At 69.7% G+C, this 17,707-nt stretch carries 16 protein-coding genes; 2 read left to right on the top strand and 14 right to left on the bottom strand.

All coding sequences use genetic code 11. From position 1 onward, the window contains the following. Positions 1-27: 27 nt before the first annotated feature. Together C5C17_RS16950 and C5C17_RS16945 are read right to left on the bottom strand one after the other, a co-directional pair. Entirely contained in the window at positions 28-939 is a 912-nt protein-coding gene (locus C5C17_RS16950; RefSeq protein WP_104254537.1) for a 1,4-dihydroxy-2-naphthoyl-CoA synthase, read from the bottom strand. A gap of 72 nt (positions 940-1,011) precedes the next feature. Further along, positions 1,012-1,548 carry a hypothetical protein gene (locus C5C17_RS16945; protein WP_104254536.1) on the bottom strand — a complete coding sequence of 179 codons (537 nt, stop codon included), beginning with the start codon at positions 1,546-1,548 and terminating at the stop codon, positions 1,012-1,014. A gap of 208 nt (positions 1,549-1,756) precedes the next feature. Here C5C17_RS16945 and C5C17_RS16940 point away from each other — a divergent pair, with 208 nt between their 5' ends. Beyond that, a complete protein-coding gene (locus tag C5C17_RS16940) occupies positions 1,757-2,755 on the top strand; it encodes an o-succinylbenzoate synthase (RefSeq protein WP_104254535.1) in 999 nt (332 codons plus the stop codon). Between the two features lie 121 nt (positions 2,756-2,876). Here C5C17_RS16940 and ccsB read toward each other — a convergent pair whose 3' ends face one another. The 5 genes from ccsB to C5C17_RS16915 are packed head-to-tail and all read right to left on the bottom strand — an operon-like array spanning position 2,877 to position 7,974. Then, positions 2,877-3,971: a c-type cytochrome biogenesis protein CcsB gene (gene ccsB / locus C5C17_RS16935; RefSeq protein WP_104254534.1), complete on the bottom strand. Its 1,095-nt coding sequence runs from the start codon at positions 3,969-3,971 to the stop codon at positions 2,877-2,879. Continuing rightward, positions 3,968-5,773, bottom strand: coding sequence for a cytochrome c biogenesis protein ResB (locus C5C17_RS16930; RefSeq protein WP_104254533.1), 1,806 nt, complete (start codon positions 5,771-5,773; stop codon positions 3,968-3,970). Before C5C17_RS16930 ends, ccsB begins: the two co-directional genes overlap by 4 nt. Then, positions 5,757-6,698: a cytochrome c biogenesis CcdA family protein gene (locus tag C5C17_RS16925; protein WP_258066267.1), complete on the bottom strand. Its 942-nt coding sequence runs from the start codon at positions 6,696-6,698 to the stop codon at positions 5,757-5,759. Before C5C17_RS16925 ends, C5C17_RS16930 begins: the two co-directional genes overlap by 17 nt. After that, positions 6,695-7,330, bottom strand: coding sequence for a TlpA disulfide reductase family protein (locus C5C17_RS16920; protein WP_258066266.1), 636 nt, complete (start codon positions 7,328-7,330; stop codon positions 6,695-6,697). The genes C5C17_RS16925 and C5C17_RS16920 overlap by 4 nt, the downstream gene beginning before the upstream one ends. Further along, a complete protein-coding gene (locus tag C5C17_RS16915) occupies positions 7,327-7,974 on the bottom strand; it encodes a histidine phosphatase family protein (RefSeq protein WP_104254532.1) in 648 nt (215 codons plus the stop codon). Before C5C17_RS16915 ends, C5C17_RS16920 begins: the two co-directional genes overlap by 4 nt. Positions 7,975-8,091: 117 nt before the next feature. Between C5C17_RS16915 and aspS the strand changes: the two genes are divergently transcribed. Further along, positions 8,092-9,402 carry an aspartate--tRNA(Asn) ligase gene (gene aspS, locus C5C17_RS16910; RefSeq protein WP_104254531.1) on the top strand — a complete coding sequence of 437 codons (1,311 nt, stop codon included), beginning with the start codon at positions 8,092-8,094 and terminating at the stop codon, positions 9,400-9,402. A gap of 80 nt (positions 9,403-9,482) precedes the next feature. Here the strand turns inward: aspS and C5C17_RS16905 are convergent, their stop codons facing one another. From C5C17_RS16905 to C5C17_RS16875, 7 genes are read right to left on the bottom strand one after another with little or no spacing between them, the layout of a single operon-like run. Beyond that, on the bottom strand, positions 9,483-9,872 hold the full coding sequence (locus C5C17_RS16905) for a DUF4913 domain-containing protein (RefSeq protein ID WP_104254530.1): 390 nt from the start codon (positions 9,870-9,872) through the stop codon (positions 9,483-9,485). Next, positions 9,869-11,629 carry a type IV secretory system conjugative DNA transfer family protein gene (locus C5C17_RS16900; RefSeq protein WP_104254529.1) on the bottom strand — a complete coding sequence of 587 codons (1,761 nt, stop codon included), beginning with the start codon at positions 11,627-11,629 and terminating at the stop codon, positions 9,869-9,871. Before C5C17_RS16900 ends, C5C17_RS16905 begins: the two co-directional genes overlap by 4 nt. After that, positions 11,626-13,188, bottom strand: a complete 1,563-nt coding sequence (locus tag C5C17_RS16895; protein ID WP_104254528.1) for an ATP/GTP-binding protein — start codon at positions 13,186-13,188, stop codon at positions 11,626-11,628. Before C5C17_RS16895 ends, C5C17_RS16900 begins: the two co-directional genes overlap by 4 nt. Then, positions 13,185-14,678, bottom strand: a complete 1,494-nt coding sequence (locus tag C5C17_RS16890; protein WP_104254527.1) for an SCO6880 family protein — start codon at positions 14,676-14,678, stop codon at positions 13,185-13,187. Before C5C17_RS16890 ends, C5C17_RS16895 begins: the two co-directional genes overlap by 4 nt. A gap of 4 nt (positions 14,679-14,682) precedes the next feature. Then, on the bottom strand, positions 14,683-16,260 hold the full coding sequence (locus C5C17_RS16885; protein ID WP_104254526.1) for a hypothetical protein: 1,578 nt from the start codon (positions 16,258-16,260) through the stop codon (positions 14,683-14,685). Further along, entirely contained in the window at positions 16,260-17,087 is an 828-nt protein-coding gene (locus C5C17_RS16880) for a hypothetical protein (protein ID WP_146079216.1), read from the bottom strand. Before C5C17_RS16880 ends, C5C17_RS16885 begins: the two co-directional genes overlap by 1 nt. Positions 17,088-17,106: 19 nt before the next feature. After that, a complete protein-coding gene (locus tag C5C17_RS16875; protein ID WP_219820526.1) occupies positions 17,107-17,397 on the bottom strand; it encodes a hypothetical protein in 291 nt (96 codons plus the stop codon). Between the last annotated feature and the right edge of the window lie 310 nt (positions 17,398-17,707).

Genomic DNA, 17,707 nt, shown 5'->3' with positions numbered 1-17,707 from the left:
CCACCGAACCGCGCCGGCCGGCGGACGCTAGAACTGCCACGGGAACGGCGACCAGTCAGGTTCACGCTTCTCGAGGAACGAATCACGCCCCTCGACGGCCTCATCGGTTCCATAGGCGAGACGGGTCGCCTCGCCGGCGAACACCTGCTGGCCCACGAGGCCGTCGTCGACGGCGTTGAACGCGAACTTCAGCATGCGAATGGCCGTCGGCGACTTCGTCAGGATCGTCTCCGCCATGCGCACCGCGTCGACCTCGAGATCCGCGTGCGGCACAACCCGGTTCACAGTGCCCATCTCCATGGCTCGATCCGCCGAGTACTCCTCCGCGAGGAAGAACACCTCGCGCGCGAACTTCTGCCCGACCTGCTTCGCGAAGTACGCGGAGCCGTATCCGGCATCGAACGACCCGACGTCCGCATCCGTCTGCTTGAACTTCGCATGCTCGCGCGACGCGATCGACAGATCACAGACCACGTGCAGCGAGTGGCCGCCGCCCGCCGCCCAGCCGGGGACGACCGCGATGACGACCTTCGGCATGAAGCGGATGAGACGCTGCACCTCGAGGATATGCAGGCGCCCGTTGCGGGCCGCGTCGATAGTGTCACGCGTCTCGCCGTCGGCGTACCTGTACCCGTCGCGACCGCGGATGCGCTGGTCGCCGCCCGAGCAGAACGCCCAGCCACCGTCCTTCGGGCTCGGCCCGTTGCCGGTCAGCAGCACCACCCCGACGCGCGGGTTCATGCGCGCGTCATCGAGCGCCCGCGCCAGCTCGTCGACCGTCTGCGGCCGGAACGCGTTGCGGACCTCAGGACGGTTGAAGGCAACACGGGCGATGCGGCCCGTCACATCCAGGTGATACGTGAGGTCGGTGAGCTCCTCGAAGCCCGGGACGGTGCGCCAGCGCTCGGCGTCGAAGAGTTCGGAGACGAAGGCAGTCATGCCCCAACGCTAGCCGACTCGCGGCCGCGACCAGCCGAGGTACCCACGGGGAACGCCCCGTTCCGCCAGGAACTACCAGAGAGGCGGCGCAACAGGCAGCGTGCCGCCGTTCGCGATGAGCTGGACCAGCGTGTTGCCGACCAGCCACGCCGGCGGCGCACCGAACGGCAGGCCGAGGATGAGCGCGAAGATCGCAGCTCCCCTCGCGCTGTTGAAGATGATGCCCCAGAGCGCAAGAGCGATCGTCAGGAATCCGGCGATTCCCGCCGTGAGCAGCCACATCTCGATCTCGAACTTGCGGTCGATGCCGAACAGGTTCGACGCGTAGAAGAACACGAACACGTCCGCCAGCACCGTGATGAGCACGCCGAGCAACGCCCAGTGCCCTGCCGACCAACGTCGCGGGTTGAACGCGATCTCGTACCAGGTGCGCTGCACGACCGTGCCGTGCCGATGCTGGGGCTTGTCGTATCCCGGCTTGCGGACGACAGACGCAGAGCGCGCGGGCTGCCGCGCCTCCGGTACCGGGCCCAGGAGGCCGTCGTCGAAGTCCTCGTCAGCCGGCGGCGGGCTGAAGCGAGGTGCGGGGCTGGAGAGATTCGTAGACATAAGGGTTTCGCGTCCGGTGTGACGGATCGATGCCTCAGCCTAGCGCGATCCGGACGGATCGCACCCAGCCAACCAGCCGGGGTCTCGGGATGGGATGCGCACCTCGGGATGGGATGCAACCCACCCCGAGGTGCGGAACCCATCCCAGACGTGGTCGAACAAGCGCGCACCGGACAGGACCCCAGCCCCCGAGCGAGACAATGGGCGAATGCAGCTGCCCGAGATAGACGACCTCCTCGCCCGCACGCACATCGTGACGCTCCCCCTGGTGACGCGCTTCCGGGGCGTGGATGCGCGGGAAGCGGCGATCATCCGCGGCACCCACGCCTGGAGCGAGTTCTCGCCGTTCCTCGAATACGGGGACACCGAGGCAGCCAGCTGGCTGCGAGCAGCGATCGAGTTCGGCTTCGACTCCACCCTCCGCAGACGCTCGGATGGAGACATCTGGGTCAACGCGACCGTCCCTGCCGTCGCCCCATCAGCGCTCGACAGCGTCCTCGCGCGCTTCGACGGCTGTCGGACCGTCAAGATCAAGGTCGCAGAGCGCGGACAGTCGCTGGCCGACGACGTCGCCAGAGTCGAGGGCGTCAGGGAGCGGCTAGGCGCGGACGCGCGCCTCCGGATCGACGCGAATGGCGGCTGGACAGTTGACCAGGCCGTCGACGCGCTCCGCGCCCTCTCGCGCTCCGACCTCGAATACGCAGAGCAGCCTTGCTGCACCACCGCGGAGCTCGTGCAGCTTCGGGGTCGCCTCTCCACCGAGGGCATCGAAGTGGCGATCGCCGCGGACGAGTCGATCCGCAAGGCGGAGGATCCGCTCGAGGTCGCCCGCCTCGGTGCGGCAGACGTCGTCGTCGTGAAGATGCAGCCACTCGGAGGCATCCGGCGCGCGACCGACATCGTGCGGGCCGCTGGGCTCCCGGCCACGGTCTCGAGCGCCCTCGACTCGTCCGTCGGCATCGCCATGGGCGCGCAGCTGGTCGCGGCCCTCCCCGCGCCTCGTCATGATGCCGGCCTGGGCACCGCGTCGCTCCTCGCGGACGACGTCGTTGCTGAGCCGCTCCGGCCTCGCGCTGGGCGCATCCCGCTCACTCCAGTCACGGTCGACGAGGGAGCCCTCGAGCGCCTAGCCTCGCCCGCAGCTCGGCAGGAGTGGTGGCATGACCGCATCCGCCGCTGCCACGCCCTGCTGGCAGCATTCGGTTGACCGGCCAAGGCGCCTGACCGGGCACGCGTCGCCGAAGGGGCGCCGACGGGCGGCCGACGGCGACCGGAGCAGCCCGGCAACAGTCGACGACCGCCGCCGAACCCGAGCACGGCTTGTCGGCCTACAGGCCCGAGTAGGCGTGCAGGCCCTTGAAGAAGACGTTGACCACACCGAAGTTGAACATGACCGTCGCGAACCCGGCGATGGCGAGCCACGCGGAGGGTGACCCGCGCCAGCCGCGCGTCGCGCGGGCGTGGATGTACCCGGCGTAGACCACCCAGATGATGAAGGTCCACACCTCCTTGGTGTCCCAGCCCCAGTAGCGGCCCCAAGCGCGTTCTGCCCAGATCGCACCAGCCATGAGGGTGAAGGTCCAGAGGATGAAGCCGACGATGTTGATGCGGTACGCGAGGTTCTCGAGGCGCACCGCGTCCGGCAGCGCGGAGAGGAGCTTGAGGCGCGACGGGAGGCCGGCGCGCACGCGGGCGACGCGACGCGTCTGCAGGAGCTGCGCGACGCTCAGGCCCGCGCCTATGGCGAGGCATCCGGTCGCGAGGGAGGCGACGAAGACGTGGATGACGAGCCACACCGACTGGAGCGCCGGCGCGAGCGGCACGACGTCGACGTAGAAGCCGAGCGTGGCGATGCCGAGGGTGATGACGGTGAAGCCCGTGATGAAGGTGCCGAGGAAGCGCACGTCCGCCCAGAAGCGGGCGAGCAGGAAGACGAGCACGATGAGCAGCGTCGAGGTCATCGAGTACTCGAACATGTTCGACCAGGGCACACGGTCGGCGGCGATGCCGCGAAGGACCGTGGCCGCGAGGTGCACGAGGAAGGCTGCGACGGTGAGCCACATGGCGATGCGCAGCGACGGCGTCGCCCGCGTGTCGCGCCAGGCGTCACCCGATTCGGTGCGAGTGGAGGCGAGCGAGACGGAGCTCGCGGGATCGTCCGTCGTGTAGCTGGCCGGTTCGGCCATCTCTCGCTCGCGCGCGGCCGCGTCGTACGTGCTTGCCCCCGCCGGACCGGCGGCCGCGCCTACAAGCGCGTTGCGACGTGCGGCGGTGGCGCCGACGGCGGACTGCCGCTCGGTGCGTTCGGCGGCCCGCGCGCTGCGTCCCGCCAGATCCATGGAGAACGCGATGAACGCGATCGAGTACACCGCCATGGCGATGTAGAGGAGCAGGTTCGACCAGCTGGACAGCGTTTCGATCATGGAGCTTCCTGAGTGGGAGAAGAGGCGAGCGCCGCGCCTTGGTTGCCGGCGCCGGGTTCTGAGCTTCGGGTGGGCTCGGTTCGTTGAGAGCCCCCGGAGTCGCGGGCCGGCGACGCGGGTTCGGCTAAGCCTACGATTTTTCTGGTGTGCAGGTCGAGGAGATCGTTGACGGCCGCCGCCAGCTGCGGATCGTCTCCGCGGGCGAGGCCCGCGTACTCGACGAGCACGGTGCCGTCGGCTCGCGTGGTGGCTTTCACCCACAGGCGTCGCCGTGGCACGAGCAGTGACGTGAAGAGGCCGCCGATGATGAGCACGGCGAAGATGAGGACCGGGATCTGCGTCGGGTCGTCGTGGACGTCGAACGAGGCGTAGCGGGGAACCTCGCCGAGTTCGATGGTGCCGAGACCGTTCGGGAGCTCGGCGGTCTCGCCGGGGCGCAGCTCGATGGGCTTGAAGTCGAGATCGCGTGCGGCGATCGGTGTGAGCGTGTCGGTGTCGAGCGTGTAGACGGACCTCGGCACCCCTTCGTCGAGGCCGAGGTCGCCCGAGTAGACGTTGAGGGTCAGCATCGGGTCGCGAAGGTCCGGGTGGTTGGAGGTGAGGGCACCCGACTCGAGCTCCACCGCCGACGGGTAGAAGAAGCCGAGCATGCCGATCTGCTCGTCGAGTCCATCCGGAACCTTCACGACGCCCATTGAGGTGAGGAAGGAGTCCTGCGGGAGGAACGGCACGAAGTCGGAGAACACGGCGTTGCCGTCTGGGTCTCGCACGGTGATCTCCGGGGCGTACCCGTTGCCGAGGAGGTAGCTGTCGGTGCCCGCGAAGCGAAGAGGGTCGTTGACGCGGACGGTCTCGCTTCTGGCTTCGCCGCCCGGCGTGTTGACGGTGACGTTCGCCGCGTAGTCGGTGGCCTGCCCGATGGCGTTCTGGTTCTCTTCCTCGTACGTGATGTCGAAGGAGTCGAGGCGCATGGAGAACGGCGCGAGCGCGTCCGGGGTGAAGAAGCGGCCCGGGTTGAACGACGAGTAGCTGACGAGCCCGTTCACGAAGGTCTGGCCTTCGACGAGCACCCGCTGTCCCGACCAGGTGTAGCCGCCGCCGATGCCGACTGCGACGATGATGCCGACCATGGCGGAGTGGAAGACCAGGTTTCCGGTCTCGCGCATGTATCCGCGCTCTGCGGAGACCGAGACCCCGCGTCGGCCGTCGTCGAAGATGACCGTGCGGTACCTCTTCTCGCGCAGCACCTTGGCGGCTTCGTCGATGACGGCACCGCGCTTCGGGTCGAGGGAGGCGTCGAGCACCTGCGTCGAGTAGGCGTCGAGGCGGGAGAGGCGCGCAGGCGTCTTCGGGGGCTTCGAGCGCAGCGCGTCCCAGTGGTGCTTGATGCGCGGGATGATGCAGCCGATGAGCGAGACGAAGAGCAGCAGGTAGATGGCGGTGAACCACGGCGAGCTGTAGACGTCGAACATGCCGATGTCGTCGAGGAACGGCGCGATGTCGGGGTACGTGTCCTGGTAGACGATGACGCCGTTGGGGTCGCTCGAGCGCTGCGGCACGAGGGAGCCAGGCACGGCCGCGATCGCGAGGAGCAGGAGCAGGAGCAGCGCCGTGCGCATGCTCGTGAGCTGACGCCAGGCGGTGCGCAGCCAGGCGACGAGCGCGGCCGCACGGCCGGGCTTCTTGACGCCGCCTGGCGCGCCCGTCGTGGACGCTCGGGTGCGTGCTGTCTTCTTGGGATCGCGATCGCGGGCTTCGAAGCCGTCCTTGCCCGCGTCGAAGTGATCAGAGGGCCGGGACATAACCGCCGATCGTGGCCGCGAACGCGGACATGAAGTGTTGCCAGACGCCTACGAGCATCAGCGTTCCGATGAGGATGAGGATGCCGCCGCCGATGAGGTTGATGGTGCGGATGTGCTTGCGAACCCAGTTGATGCCCGTCGTCACGCGTCCGATGCCGAGCGCGACGAGGATGAACGGCAATCCGAGGCCGACGCAGTAGAAGAATGCGAGCAGGGCACCGCGGCCGGGCGAGGCGAACTGGTAGCTGAGCGAGTTGATCGCAATCAGAGTCGGCCCGAGGCAGGGAACCCAGCCGACGCCGAAGACGACGCCGAGGAGCGGCGCCCCGAGGAGTCCCGACGGTGCGAACCGCATTCGAGCAGTGCGTTGCAGGAACGACACCTGGCCGATGAACACGATCCCCATCAGGATGACGACGACCCCGAGCACTCGCATGATGATGCCCTGGTACTGGAGAAGCCAGAATCCCAGGAGCCCTGACGCTGCGCCGGAGAGCACGTACACGACCGTGAACCCGAGAACGAACAGTGCGGCCCCGAATGCAACCCGGCTTCGGCCGGTGGTGAGACGGGTGAAGAGGGAGGGCTTCGCGGGCGCGGTCCACGCTGCGGAGGAGCCTGTGCTCGAGCCACCACCCACGGCTGCTACAGCAGCTGCCGCGCGTCCTCCGGTGCCCCCTGTAGCCACTGCTCCGATCGGGGTGCGCGAGGTGCTCTTGGCTGGCGCATCCTGAGCGACAGCCCCGACGAGCCCGAGGTACCCGGGGACGACCGGGAGCACGCAGGGCGACGCGAAGGAGATGAGGCCCGCGAGGAGGGCGAGGGGGATCGCGAGGAGCAGCTGCCCGCTCACGATGGTCTCGCCGACCGCGTTGCCGGGTGCGACGGCGGTCAGTGCGGATGCAGCGAAGAGGGCAGTGGTCACTTGTTGCTCTCGGCGAGGGTGTCGGTGATCATCGAGCCGAGGATCGACGGGTCGATGGGGCCGCGGATCACCGATGCCACGCGGCCCTCGGCGTCGAGCACGAGCGTCGACGGAATGGCCTGAGGCGGCACGTTGTCGGCGAAGGCGAGGCGAACGCTCGCGTCGTCGACGTCGAGGATCGACGGGTAGGTGATGCCTTGCGTCTCGGCGAAGGTCTTCGCGGTGGCGGCCTGGTCGTAGATGTTGACGCCGACGAACTCCACGCCGTCGTCTTGACGCTCTTCCCAGAGCGCCTGGAGGTCGGGCGCCTCGAGGCGGCACGGCGGGCAGGAGGCGTACCAGAAGTTCACGACGGTGACCGAGCCGACGAGGTCGTCGCTCGAGAGCTCGTCGCCGAACTCGGTGACGCCGCCGAACTCGATGGGAGCCTTGCGCTCGCCCTCAGGGAAGATCTCGTAGCTGCCGTCGCTCGCCACGGTGCCGGCTCCAGCATCGCGTGCCTGATCGGCGAGGTCCTCGCTCGGGGCGCACGCGGCCAGCAGGAGCATCGTCGCAACGCCGAGTGACGCGAACGCGACGCGGAGGGGTCGGGCAGAGCGCGACGTCTTCACGCTCTCTGAGCGGATGGTCACACGGCTCCCTCATCGGTGGCGGCGCTGAGTTCCTGCGCCGCCGGTTCGCGGTAGTCGGCTTCCACGAAGCCGGTTGCGGGGTGGTATTCCAGCGTCGTGATGCTCGAGAGCGAGCACCGCCGGTGCTTCGGGTTGTGCGGGAGCGGCTCCTTCGAGAGCGCTCGGTGCACCATCCAGATCGGCAGCTGGTGGGAGACCACGATAACATCGCCGCCGTCGGCGAGCTCTGCGCCGTCGAGCACCGCCTCGCGCATGCGGGCGACGATGGACTTGTACGCCTCACCCCAGCTGGGGCGCAGCGGGTTGACGAGCTTCGGCCACGATCCTGGGCGACGCAGCGCGCCGTACTTGCCAGTCATGCGCCTGCCCTCGAACGCGTTTGTCGGCTCGATGACGCGCTCGTCGATGACCGGCTCGAGCCCGAACAGCTCGGCGATCGGTGCCGCTGACTCCCGGGTCCTCTGCAGCGGAGAGACGACGAGTCGGGTTGCCGGGACGGCACGGGAGTGCAGGTCTTCCGCGGTCACGCGTGCCATGCGGGCGCCGAGCTCGGAGAGCCCGAAGCCGGGGAGCCGCCCGTAGAGGAGCCCGTTTGGATTTTCGACCTCGCCGTGGCGGACGAGGTGGATTCGCTGTGCCGCCATGCGTGCCAGTCTACGAACCGCCACCGACACTCAGGCACAGGATGCGCATCCTCGACCCAAGCCGTGCCTTGTTCTCCTCCCGCTCGCACGCGCGTTGGCCTCGGGTACCCTTGCCAGGTGACTGATCGCGCCCTCATCTCCTCCCTTTCCACGCTCGAAGACGGCCCCGTGCTTGTGCAGGGGTGGGTCGATACGGTTCGAGACCAGAAGAAGGTGCAGTTCGTCGTCCTCCGTGACGAGAGCGGCGCCGTGCAGCTCGTGAACCCGCGCGCCGAGGGCCGTGAGGCGATCTCCGACACGATCTCCGCACTCGCGCAGGGCAGCTTCATCTCTGTGCGCGGCCAGAAGAAGGCCGACGAGCGTGTGAAGCTCGGCGGGCTCGAGGTCAAGGTCGACGAGATCGTCGTGGAGACCGCAGCGCTCCCCGAGACGCCCATCGCCGAGGACACGTCGATCGACAAGCGTCTCGACTGGCGCTTCCTCGACCTGCGCATCCCCCGCAACGCCCTCATCTTCCGCATCCAGACGACGTTCGCGCACGCGTTCCGCACGTACTGGGTGGAGAACGGCTTCGTCGAGCTCTTCACGCCGAAGCTCATGGCGTCGGCGTCCGAGTCGAAAGCGGAGCTCTTCAAGGTCGACTACTTCGAGACGAGCGCGTACCTCGCTCAGAGCCCGCAGTTCTTCAAGCAGATGGCGATGAGCTCGGGCCTCGGCAAGATCTTCGAGATCGGGCCCGTGTTCCGCGCTGACCCTTCGTTCACGTCGCGCCATGCGACCGAGTTCACCGGCATCGACGCCGAGGTGAGCTGGGTCGAGTCGCACGAGGACGTCATGCAGATGCAGGAGCAGCTCATGGTCGCTGGCCTGCAGGCGGTCAAGGATGCGCACGGCGAGGAGATCAAGGCGCTCTTCGACGTCGACATCGTCGTTCCGTCGCTTCCGTTCCCGCGCATCCCGCTGCTCGAGGCTCGCGAGATCGTCGAGGCGCGTGGCCACAAGCTGGAGCGCAACGACCTCGACCTCGACCCCGAGGGCGAGCGTCAGATCGCGGCGCACGTGCAGGAGACGTTCGGCCACGAGTTCGTGTTCCTCACGGACTACCCCGCGTCGATCCGCCCGTTCTACCACATGCGCCACGAGGGCGACGAGTCGCTCACGAAGAGCTACGACCTCATCTGGAACGGCGTCGAGATCTCGACGGGCGCCCAGCGCGAGCACCGTGTGGACGTGCTCGAGGAGCAGGCGAAGCAGAAGGGCATGGAGGTCGACGAGCTCGGCTTCTACCTCGACTTCTTCCGCTACGGAGCACCGTCCCACGGCGGGTTCGGCATGGGCTTCGCGCGCATTCTGATGCTGATGCTGCACCAGACGACGCTGCGCGAGGTCACGTACCTGTTCCGTGGTCCGAACCGCCTGCAGCCGTAGGTTTCATCGCGCTGCCGCCGGCCGGCAGCGACGTCAGAGCCGTCCGCGATCTCTCGCGGGCGGCTCTGCTGCGTCATGGGTCAGCCGCGCAGCGTCGCCTCGTGTCCGGGCGGGGGTGGTGCGCAGGGCAGGTCGTCGCCGCGGCGGTTGGTGCTGTCGCGCACGTCGGGGCTCGACTCGAAGGGGCCGTCGGGGCTGAAGAGCACGCCGAGGTGGTAGTCGGCGTGGTCCCGGAACCAGAGGCAGGCCCCGCCTGGCGAGTCCTTCAGCTCCTCCCACGCCTGCCAGAGCCCGCGGAGGCGGAGCACCGCTTCGGGTGAGTCCCACCAGCGGGCCGACCAGACTCGTGTGCGCCCATCCACCCGCCGGGCGCACGATCGGCTCACGAACTGGCGCACGAAGTCGTCGAGACACGCGAACTGGCGGGAGGGCGTGCCCCCGCCGCCTGGGTGCGTCTCCGCGTCGCTCATCGCTGCTCCCCCGCGCGCGCAGGTGCGTCCAAGCTGGGGGCAGGGCCCTCGCCGGGGCTGTGGCGCGTGATCGAGGCGCGGATGCGGGACGCGTGCGGGCCCTGCATCCACGACCGGGTCTTGATGAGGGTCGGGCGCGCGCCGGACGCAAGGACGAGGGCACGCCCGCGTGGGAGCGCGGCGAGCTCGGAGACGTCGAGGATGCGTTCACGGTGGAGCTGCCTCGAGACGGTGCGGTGGCCTCGGCCGTAGCTCAGCGAGGAGAGTTCCCTGTCGTGGTCTCCGACGAGTTTGGAGAGCTCCTCGAGGAAGGCCGCCTCGCTGACCCCACCGCCGTAGACCTTGACGTTCGCGGCGGACCAGAGCTTTCGCATGCCTCCCTCGCCCCAGACTTCAACGCCCTGCGACCAGGACTGGAGGATGGTGATGAGCACGATGCCGCGCGAGCCGTAGTGGCTGTAGAGGTCGGGGAGGGTGCGCCACCGGCAGACGTTCGCGGCTTCGTCGAGCACGCCAAGGAGGGGCCGGGCGAGTCGACCGGACGGTGATGCCGCCGCGAGTTCTTCTGCCGCCTCCGCCACGGCGACGGTGAGGGCGGTGACGAGGGGACCTGTGCTCCCCTGCCCCTCGCGGGAGAGCGAGTAGAGGGTGTCGGTGCCACGCACGAACTGGTGGGGGTTGAACCGCGGTCGGCCGTCGGGTTCGGCCCCCGGCGTGATCCAGGAGGCGAGGGCCCTGCTGGTCAGGCACGAGGCCATCTGCTGGGCGGTGCCGTAGATACCGCCGCGCTGCCTGTCGGGTGCGCTGATGACCCCTTCGAGCTGGTCGGCGATGAGCCGAAACCCGTTGTCCTGCAGGATGCCGACGGCTTCGTCGTCGCCTGGTCGAGTCACCCACCGATACACCTCGGTGATGCGTTTGCCCGCGAGCGCCCCGGCGAGCAGGAGCGCCGTGAGGAGGTCTTTCGCGGCGGGGTCGAAGAACGCGTCGGCCCTGGAACCGGGCTCCCTCGACCCGCTGGCGAAGTGGTCTGCGAGCTTGCCTGCCTGCACCTCGTCGGTGACGTAGCTCAGCGGGTCCCACCACCACTGGGCGGCTTCACCGGCCACGGACTGCGGGTCGAAGACCCAGACGCGGCCCGTTGCAGCTCGCACCCCGCGGGTCGCGTCGACGACGTCGCGCTTGTTCGAGGTGACGATGACCGCACCGGGCGCCTCGACGATGGCTGGGATGGCGAAGGCCGTCGACTTCCCGGTGCGCGGGCCACTGATGTTGACCTGCATGTCCTCCCACCCTGCGTACACCGGTGCAGCACCCGGGAGGCTCGTGCCGAGTCGCACGCCGATCGGCCCGTCGACGCCGAGACGCCGGCTGCTGGCCGTGGCCCCGCGAGCGCTGATGGCTGCGATCTCCCTCCCCCGGCCGAGCAGGACCGCGGCGTGATCGAGTCGGTGAGCGCCGGCTCGGCGGCCGCGGATGATCAGCATCACTGCGGAGCACGCGAGCAGGACCCCGAGGCCCATCACGACGGCGAGCCACGTCGCGGTCTCCGTCCACTGGACGCGGCCTCGCAGCACGTCGAAGAACAGGGCGAACAGGTTGGCCGGCAGTTCTGCCCCCGTGCCATCGACCGTGTTCGCGACGCGCACGCAGAGGTTCGTGCCGCCGACGGCGACGACGACCGTGCCGAGCGCGACCCAGAGCAGGGCGGCCTCGGCGGCAAGTCCGCCCGGCCCACGCTTCCTCGGCGCGCTCATGACTTCCCCCGGTCCGGTTCGCGCCCGCGGCCCGTTTCCGGAGCGTCACCGGTCACCCTGCTCGCCTCATGCCAGAGCTTGTTGGTGTCGTTGATGCTCGCTTCCGCGGCGGTGAGCTGCACGTCGACCGGAATCCCGGGCCGGCCGCCGACCTTGACGAGGAACTTGCCTCGCCCCGGAGGTTCGGCCTCCCGGCCGCTGGTCGGGTCCCAGGCGGGTGGGTCCTGCCAGCCGATGAGCAGCTCCTGCTCGGCGAGCGACAGCGGCACCGCTGAGGTGAGGCGCGGCATCTCGGCCCCGGGCAGCCCGCCGCAGATGACCATGCCGGCGCGTTCCACGAAGCCTCTCGCCTTCATCCGCTCCGACTCGGTGGGCAGGGCGAGGAGGTCGCTCATGGTGTGCGAGATCATGGCCATGCCGACCCCTCGCTGCCGGTTGAGGCGGGTGAGGGCGTCGACGCGGTCGACCATGCCCTTGCCTGCCCGAAGCGCTCGCCACAGTTCGTCGAGGATGACGAAGTAGTGCCGTCGGGGTTCGAGTCCCGCATCCGCGAGCACATTGGCGACGTTGACGGTGCCGAACCCCGCGGACCAGCAGGCGAGGAGCGCGGCCGCCTGCAGGTCGACGTCGGAGTCGTCGATTGAGGAGACGTCGTAGACGACGGGCGCGTCACGCCGCATGGGGTTGGTGGTCTGCCGCGAGAAGGTCTCGCCGAGCCTGCCGCCCCCGACGAGCCCGATGAGCGACGCCTCCAGGTCTTCCGTGATCGCCTTGTACCGGCTGTCGTCGCCTCGGTCGAGCGCAACCGCACGCACCTCCGGTGGCCCTGCCTGCACGACCTCGAGGAGGTCGCCGAGCACGGGCACCCCGTCGTGGTGCTCGTCGAGCCATTTGAGGGCGCGGTCGATGATCGTCTCCTCGCGGTCACTGGGCGGCTGGAGGCGCATGATCGTGAGGAGGGCGGCGACCATCGTGTGCCGGCGACCGTGGGCGTCGGCGAGCACCTGGCTGGCCTCGGCCTCGAAGCCGTGGGCTCTGAGTCGCTTCGCAGCTGCCGTCGCCTCGCCGGGGTCGAGCACGTTGAGGTAGCCGCGGCCGCGTCCCAGCGAGATGACCTGGCCCCCGAGGGCCGTGATCATGTCGACGTGGTCGGGCTTCAGGTCGCCGAGCACGAGCGGCATCACGCCGTAGCCGGCGAGCCCCGTCGCCATCCGTCGCACCAGCGAGGACTTGCCGAGTCCGGGCTTGCCGAGGATGAACGCGGACGGGTTGCTGATGAGCTTGGCTCGCTGGAACCACGAGATGGGGTCGCAGCACAGCGTCGCCCCGGTCTGCGTGTGCCGGCCGAGGGGTACCCCGATCATCGGAGTGCCGGTCCCGACCGCGAACGGCCAGAGCCCGCACACCTGGACGGTCGTGCCGCGCCACTCGTCGTGGGCCTGGACGTACGTGGATGCGCCCCTGCCGGTGCCGCTCCAGCCTCGCGCGCCCGGTCGCTCCTGGGGTCGCGGGCGCGCTTGCGCGGGCTGCTTCGTGGTTCTCTGGCGTGGTCGGTTCACAGTTTCTCTCGCAGTTCGCTTGGCACTCTGAGGTGCTTGCTGAGGACGAGGCCGAGCGGCAGCGCCGCGGCGAAGGCCGAGTCCTGGGATCCGTAGACGGGCCGCAGGCGGAGGCGTGCGGTCGCGGCGAGGTTGTCGACGGCCGCCCGCGCGTCGAGCTCGTGTTCCGCGTCGAGCACCGTCGCCGTGACGAGTGCCCCGAAGTTCACGAGGCCCGCACCGGATGCCTCCTCGCTGGCGGTCGCCGCGGCCGCTCGCACGGCGAGCGTGTCGCGCGCGGCCGGCTTCGAGCTCGACGTCTGCCTGAACTGGGCGGCGCTGAGGTCGGCCTCGACGAGGGCGGCAGCGCGGGCCGCGTCGATGGGCCGGTAGAGCAGCGTCACCCGTTTGCGGGCGATGTCCCGGTGCGGCGCGAGCAGGCGGGCGAGCACGCTCGACTGCACACTGCCTCGTGGCGCGACGGTCATCGCCCATGTCGTCGAGTAGGCGGAATCGTGGCGGTAGCCGCCCCAGCTGGCTCTGGCTGCCGCCGGACCGATGTCGCTCCAGCTGAGTTCCGGGGTCTCACCGGCGGCGTGCGCTTCGTCGATGAGCACGGCGACGGCGGGATCGTAGGCAACCCGAACGATCTCGCAGACCTCCTGCGCCGTGAGCGGTTGCGCGGCGCCGGCGCCGGTCGCCTGCAGTCCCGCGGTGAGGCCGGGGAGGCGGGCCGCGAGCTCTCGCGCCATCTCGTCGGGGGCTCGCCGCCGCGCGCCGGCTCGGAGCGAGCTTTGGAAGGTGAGCGCAACGAAGGCCGTCACGGTGGATGAGCCTTCCGGGTAGTCGGCGACGGTCTCCTCGAGCACGGCGCGAGCGAAGGCTGGCGCGTTCGGGTCGATGTTCATGGCGACCTCGCGGCGCAGGCGCGTGCCGGAGTCTGGAGCCGTCTCGATGGTCACCGAGGCCGCCTCGATCCCCTGCTCGTCACCAAGACTCGAGAGCCAGTGGCCCCATTCGGCAACCCACGAATCGATCTGCTCCTGGTCGACAAGGGCCGCGCCATCCGGTTCAGTGCCGAACACCACCGTGTAGCTGCCGACGGCTGGCGTGAGGAGCAGGGCGAAGGGGCGTCCGTGCGAGTCGCTGTGCTCGCTCAGCCTCGTCGGCGCCGCGATGCCGGGCAACTGGTAGGTCGCCCACGGCACGCGGCCGATCGGGCCAGAACGGTAGCTCGCCTCCCCCTTCGCCCGGGACAGCGCCCACCCTGAACGGGCCCCGATCCGGGAGAGCGCGTTCTTGCCGTGCGCGTCTCGCACGACGAGCAGCAGCAGCGAGACCCCGATCGCCGTCGCCACGATCAGCGCCGCGATGATGCCGGAGATCATGACGGCGACGACCACGAGCACCAGCCCGCCCAGCAGCAGCGCCGTGCCGACGGAGCCGAGCCCGAGGAGACCTGCAGAGGTCGGCTTCCGCCAGTTCCCGTACGTGCGCACCTGTCGCGCCATCGAGCTATCGACCACCGCTCGGCTCCTCTCCTGTTGTCCGCTCCGCGACCGTGATCGCAGCATCCGTGCCGTAATGGATAGCCTTCTTCACGGGCTGGACGGCCGTGAGCGCCGCCGCAGCGTATGGACCACCCGCGACCTTGCCTGCTCCCGCCGCCGCGCCTGCTCCGGACGCTGCCCCCGGGGAGGCGGAGGTTTTCGCCGGCCCGAGCGACGGCGCTGGGGAGCCCGGCGTTGACGGGGATCTGGGCGGCGTCGCCCTTGCCCCTGGTGTCGGTGCCCCGCCTCGTGGCGCCCCAGTGACCCCGCGCGAGGCGCTGCTGCCCTGTGGCGCGGTGCTCGGTCGGGGGCGCGCGCCCTCCGGAACGCGGTCCGCGACCGCGTTGGCGATGGATGCGCCCCCGCCGCTCGAGGCGAGCGCCCCGACCATGGGCGTCACGAAGCGCATGAGTGCGGGGAGCGCGACAATGGCGAGGGCGAGGATGACGAGTCCCGTATAGGTGGTCAGGACGGCGCTGCCCTCCGAGGACGGGGCGGCCCCGCTCATGCGGAAACCGGCGGCGTAGACGATCGCCGCGGCCGGTTTGTAGAGGATGAACGCGGTCAGCCAGGCGACGCAGCGTTGGAACCACCCCTTGCCGAGCTCCGTGTTCGTCGCAGACGCGGCGAGCGGCAGGATGCCCGAGAGGATGACGAGCATCCCGCCTCGCACGATCATGAGCAGCACCTGCACCACCGAGACGAGACCGACGATCACGCCGATGAAGAGGCCGTTGCTGATGCCGCTCACGACCGCTCCGCCGGAGCTGCCGGCAGCACCGCCGGCGAGGCCCGCGACGGAGCCCCCGAGCATGACGCCCACGTTGTCCTTGAAGCAGTTCGGGGCCCCGTCGAGGTCGCACTCGAGCGACTCGTCGATGATCCAGGTCGAGAAGGAGTCCCCCGCGCGGACGAGCAGCCACACGATCGTGAGGCCCGCACTCGCGACGACCACCAGCGTGAGCAGGCTCTTCAGAAGCTCCTGCCCCGGCCTGGCCCGCTGCTCCCACGCCATGCGCGCGCCGCCGATCATGACGGAGGCGATGGCGCAGACGCCCGCGATCCACCACGTCGAAGATTGCAGGAACGTCGCGGTGTTGGTCGACGCCGCCGGGGCGGTGGGGACGAGCGCGGACACCAGCGAGGAGGCGCCCGCGATGAGGACCCCGCCCGCGAGCACCGCGAACAGTCTGCCGTGGAACGGGACCCCATCGCCCGAGCGGATGCGGAGCCCCACCATGACGGCCAGGAGCACGAGCCCGAGGACGGCGACCGTGCCCGAGATCCAGCTGACGTACCCGAGCACCGTGCCGAGGTGCGCTTCGACGTCGCCGGTCGGCGCGGCGGCAGCCGAACCTGCCGCGGCTCCCGTCGTCCCGAGGTCTGGTGTCGGCACGTCGACCCACATGGTGCCGAGCGTCGAGATCTGCTCGGCCACCCATTCGTTGACGTCGTTCTGAAGCGCCTCACGCGTTCGGCTCCACACCGTCGAGGCGATCTCCTTCGAATAGCACTCGAAGTCGCCGAGTCCGCAGTCAGCCATCAGGCACCCCACCGTACGTAGCCGCCGACGTCGCCGAGCGCCTGCATGCGCACGGGGTGCGGCTCGTCGGTCGGGATCCGCCAGTCGCCGTCGACCCACTCGAGGTCGACGACGGCGGCGATGAAGCTGCTCGCGCCATCGACCGTGACGCGCTGGGCGACGTCGACGCGCGCGGTCTGGCCGTCGAAGGCGAGCATCCGGTAGCCCACGATCTGGAGTCGGATGAGCTCACCCGAGGAGCCCGACTCTGCCCCCGACTTCGACGCTGCGAGGAGCGCATCTCGATGGGGGCCAGATGCCAGGGCATAGTCGAGGAGCGGGACCCGGAGACCCGCCGTGTTCGACTGGACGAGGAAGTTCGCGGCGGCGAACAGCGCCCCCTCCGGCGAACGCTGGAAGCAGGAGGCGAACCCTGGCTCGTGGGTCTCCCCCGGACCCGCGGCCGGTGCGCTCGGGGCGAGGTTCACGTCGACATCCCGCCAGCTGGTCTCGGGCGCGATCGCGAGCCGCCACTCCTCCGACTCGGCAGGGTCAGGCGCACCGGGTTCGGACAGCCCGCAGCGGCTGGGTGACAGCGTGTCGCCGGCACCGGCAGGCCGGGGATCGGCGCGTGCGTCGAGCGTTGGAGTGGACCTCGCCAGCTCGGCCGGCGCGCCCTCACCCCCACCGGGAGCCTCACCCCCGAACGCCGCCAGGACCGAGACGACGACACCGGCCACCACCAGGAGCGCGACGCCGAGCGCGGCCACGACGAACCCGGGGCGCCCCAAGGGCGTTCCGGAGCTGAGGCGGGCCGATCGGCGCGGTCTCGGTCTGCTGTTCGGCATGATGCTCACCCGCCGCACGTCAGACGAAGAAGCCGACGAGGCTCGTCGCCGCCGAGATGATGATGACCCCGCCGAGCGCCATGCCGATCTTGCCCGCGTGCTCGCCGCCCTCGCCTCTGCGTGACTGGATCGCCATCATCGTGCCGGCGGCGATGAGGCCGAGCACGCACACCGCGAGCCCGATCCACTTCACCCAGCCGAGCAGCGTCGTGAGGCCCTCCGTCCCCGGAGGCTGCACGGGGTCGGGGTCGGGCAGCGTCACCAGGTGCGTGGTGGTGTCGAGCAAGATCGCGAGTGCGACGGTCGTCATGATCAGAGGTCTCCTGTCGAGATGAAGGCGCGAGAACGCGCGCCGAAGAGCGGCCCCACGCAGGCGGGGTCAGGCAGCACCGGGGTCGGACCACACGCGCTCGAGGCTCGGCGCCGTGTCTCGCCCCGGTGTCGGAGCCGAACCGTCGACGCCCTCAGATGGCTCGTCGGTGTTGGTGCCGGCTCGGTACAGGAATGGACTCTACGCACGGCCCAGGTGGCCACCGAGAGTTATCCACAGGCCGAGGCCGGGCCGCTCCGAGCGACCTAGATTGGTGCTCGCCGCGGCCGAGCTGTGGCTGGGAAGGGGT

This window comes from Pseudoclavibacter sp. RFBA6 (assembly GCF_002931575.1).
GTDB classification, from domain to species: domain Bacteria; phylum Actinomycetota; class Actinomycetes; order Actinomycetales; family Microbacteriaceae; genus Pseudoclavibacter; species Pseudoclavibacter terrae.
The sequence above is the reverse complement of the archived record's forward strand: the minus strand, read 5'-3'. Positions and strand labels throughout refer to the sequence as shown.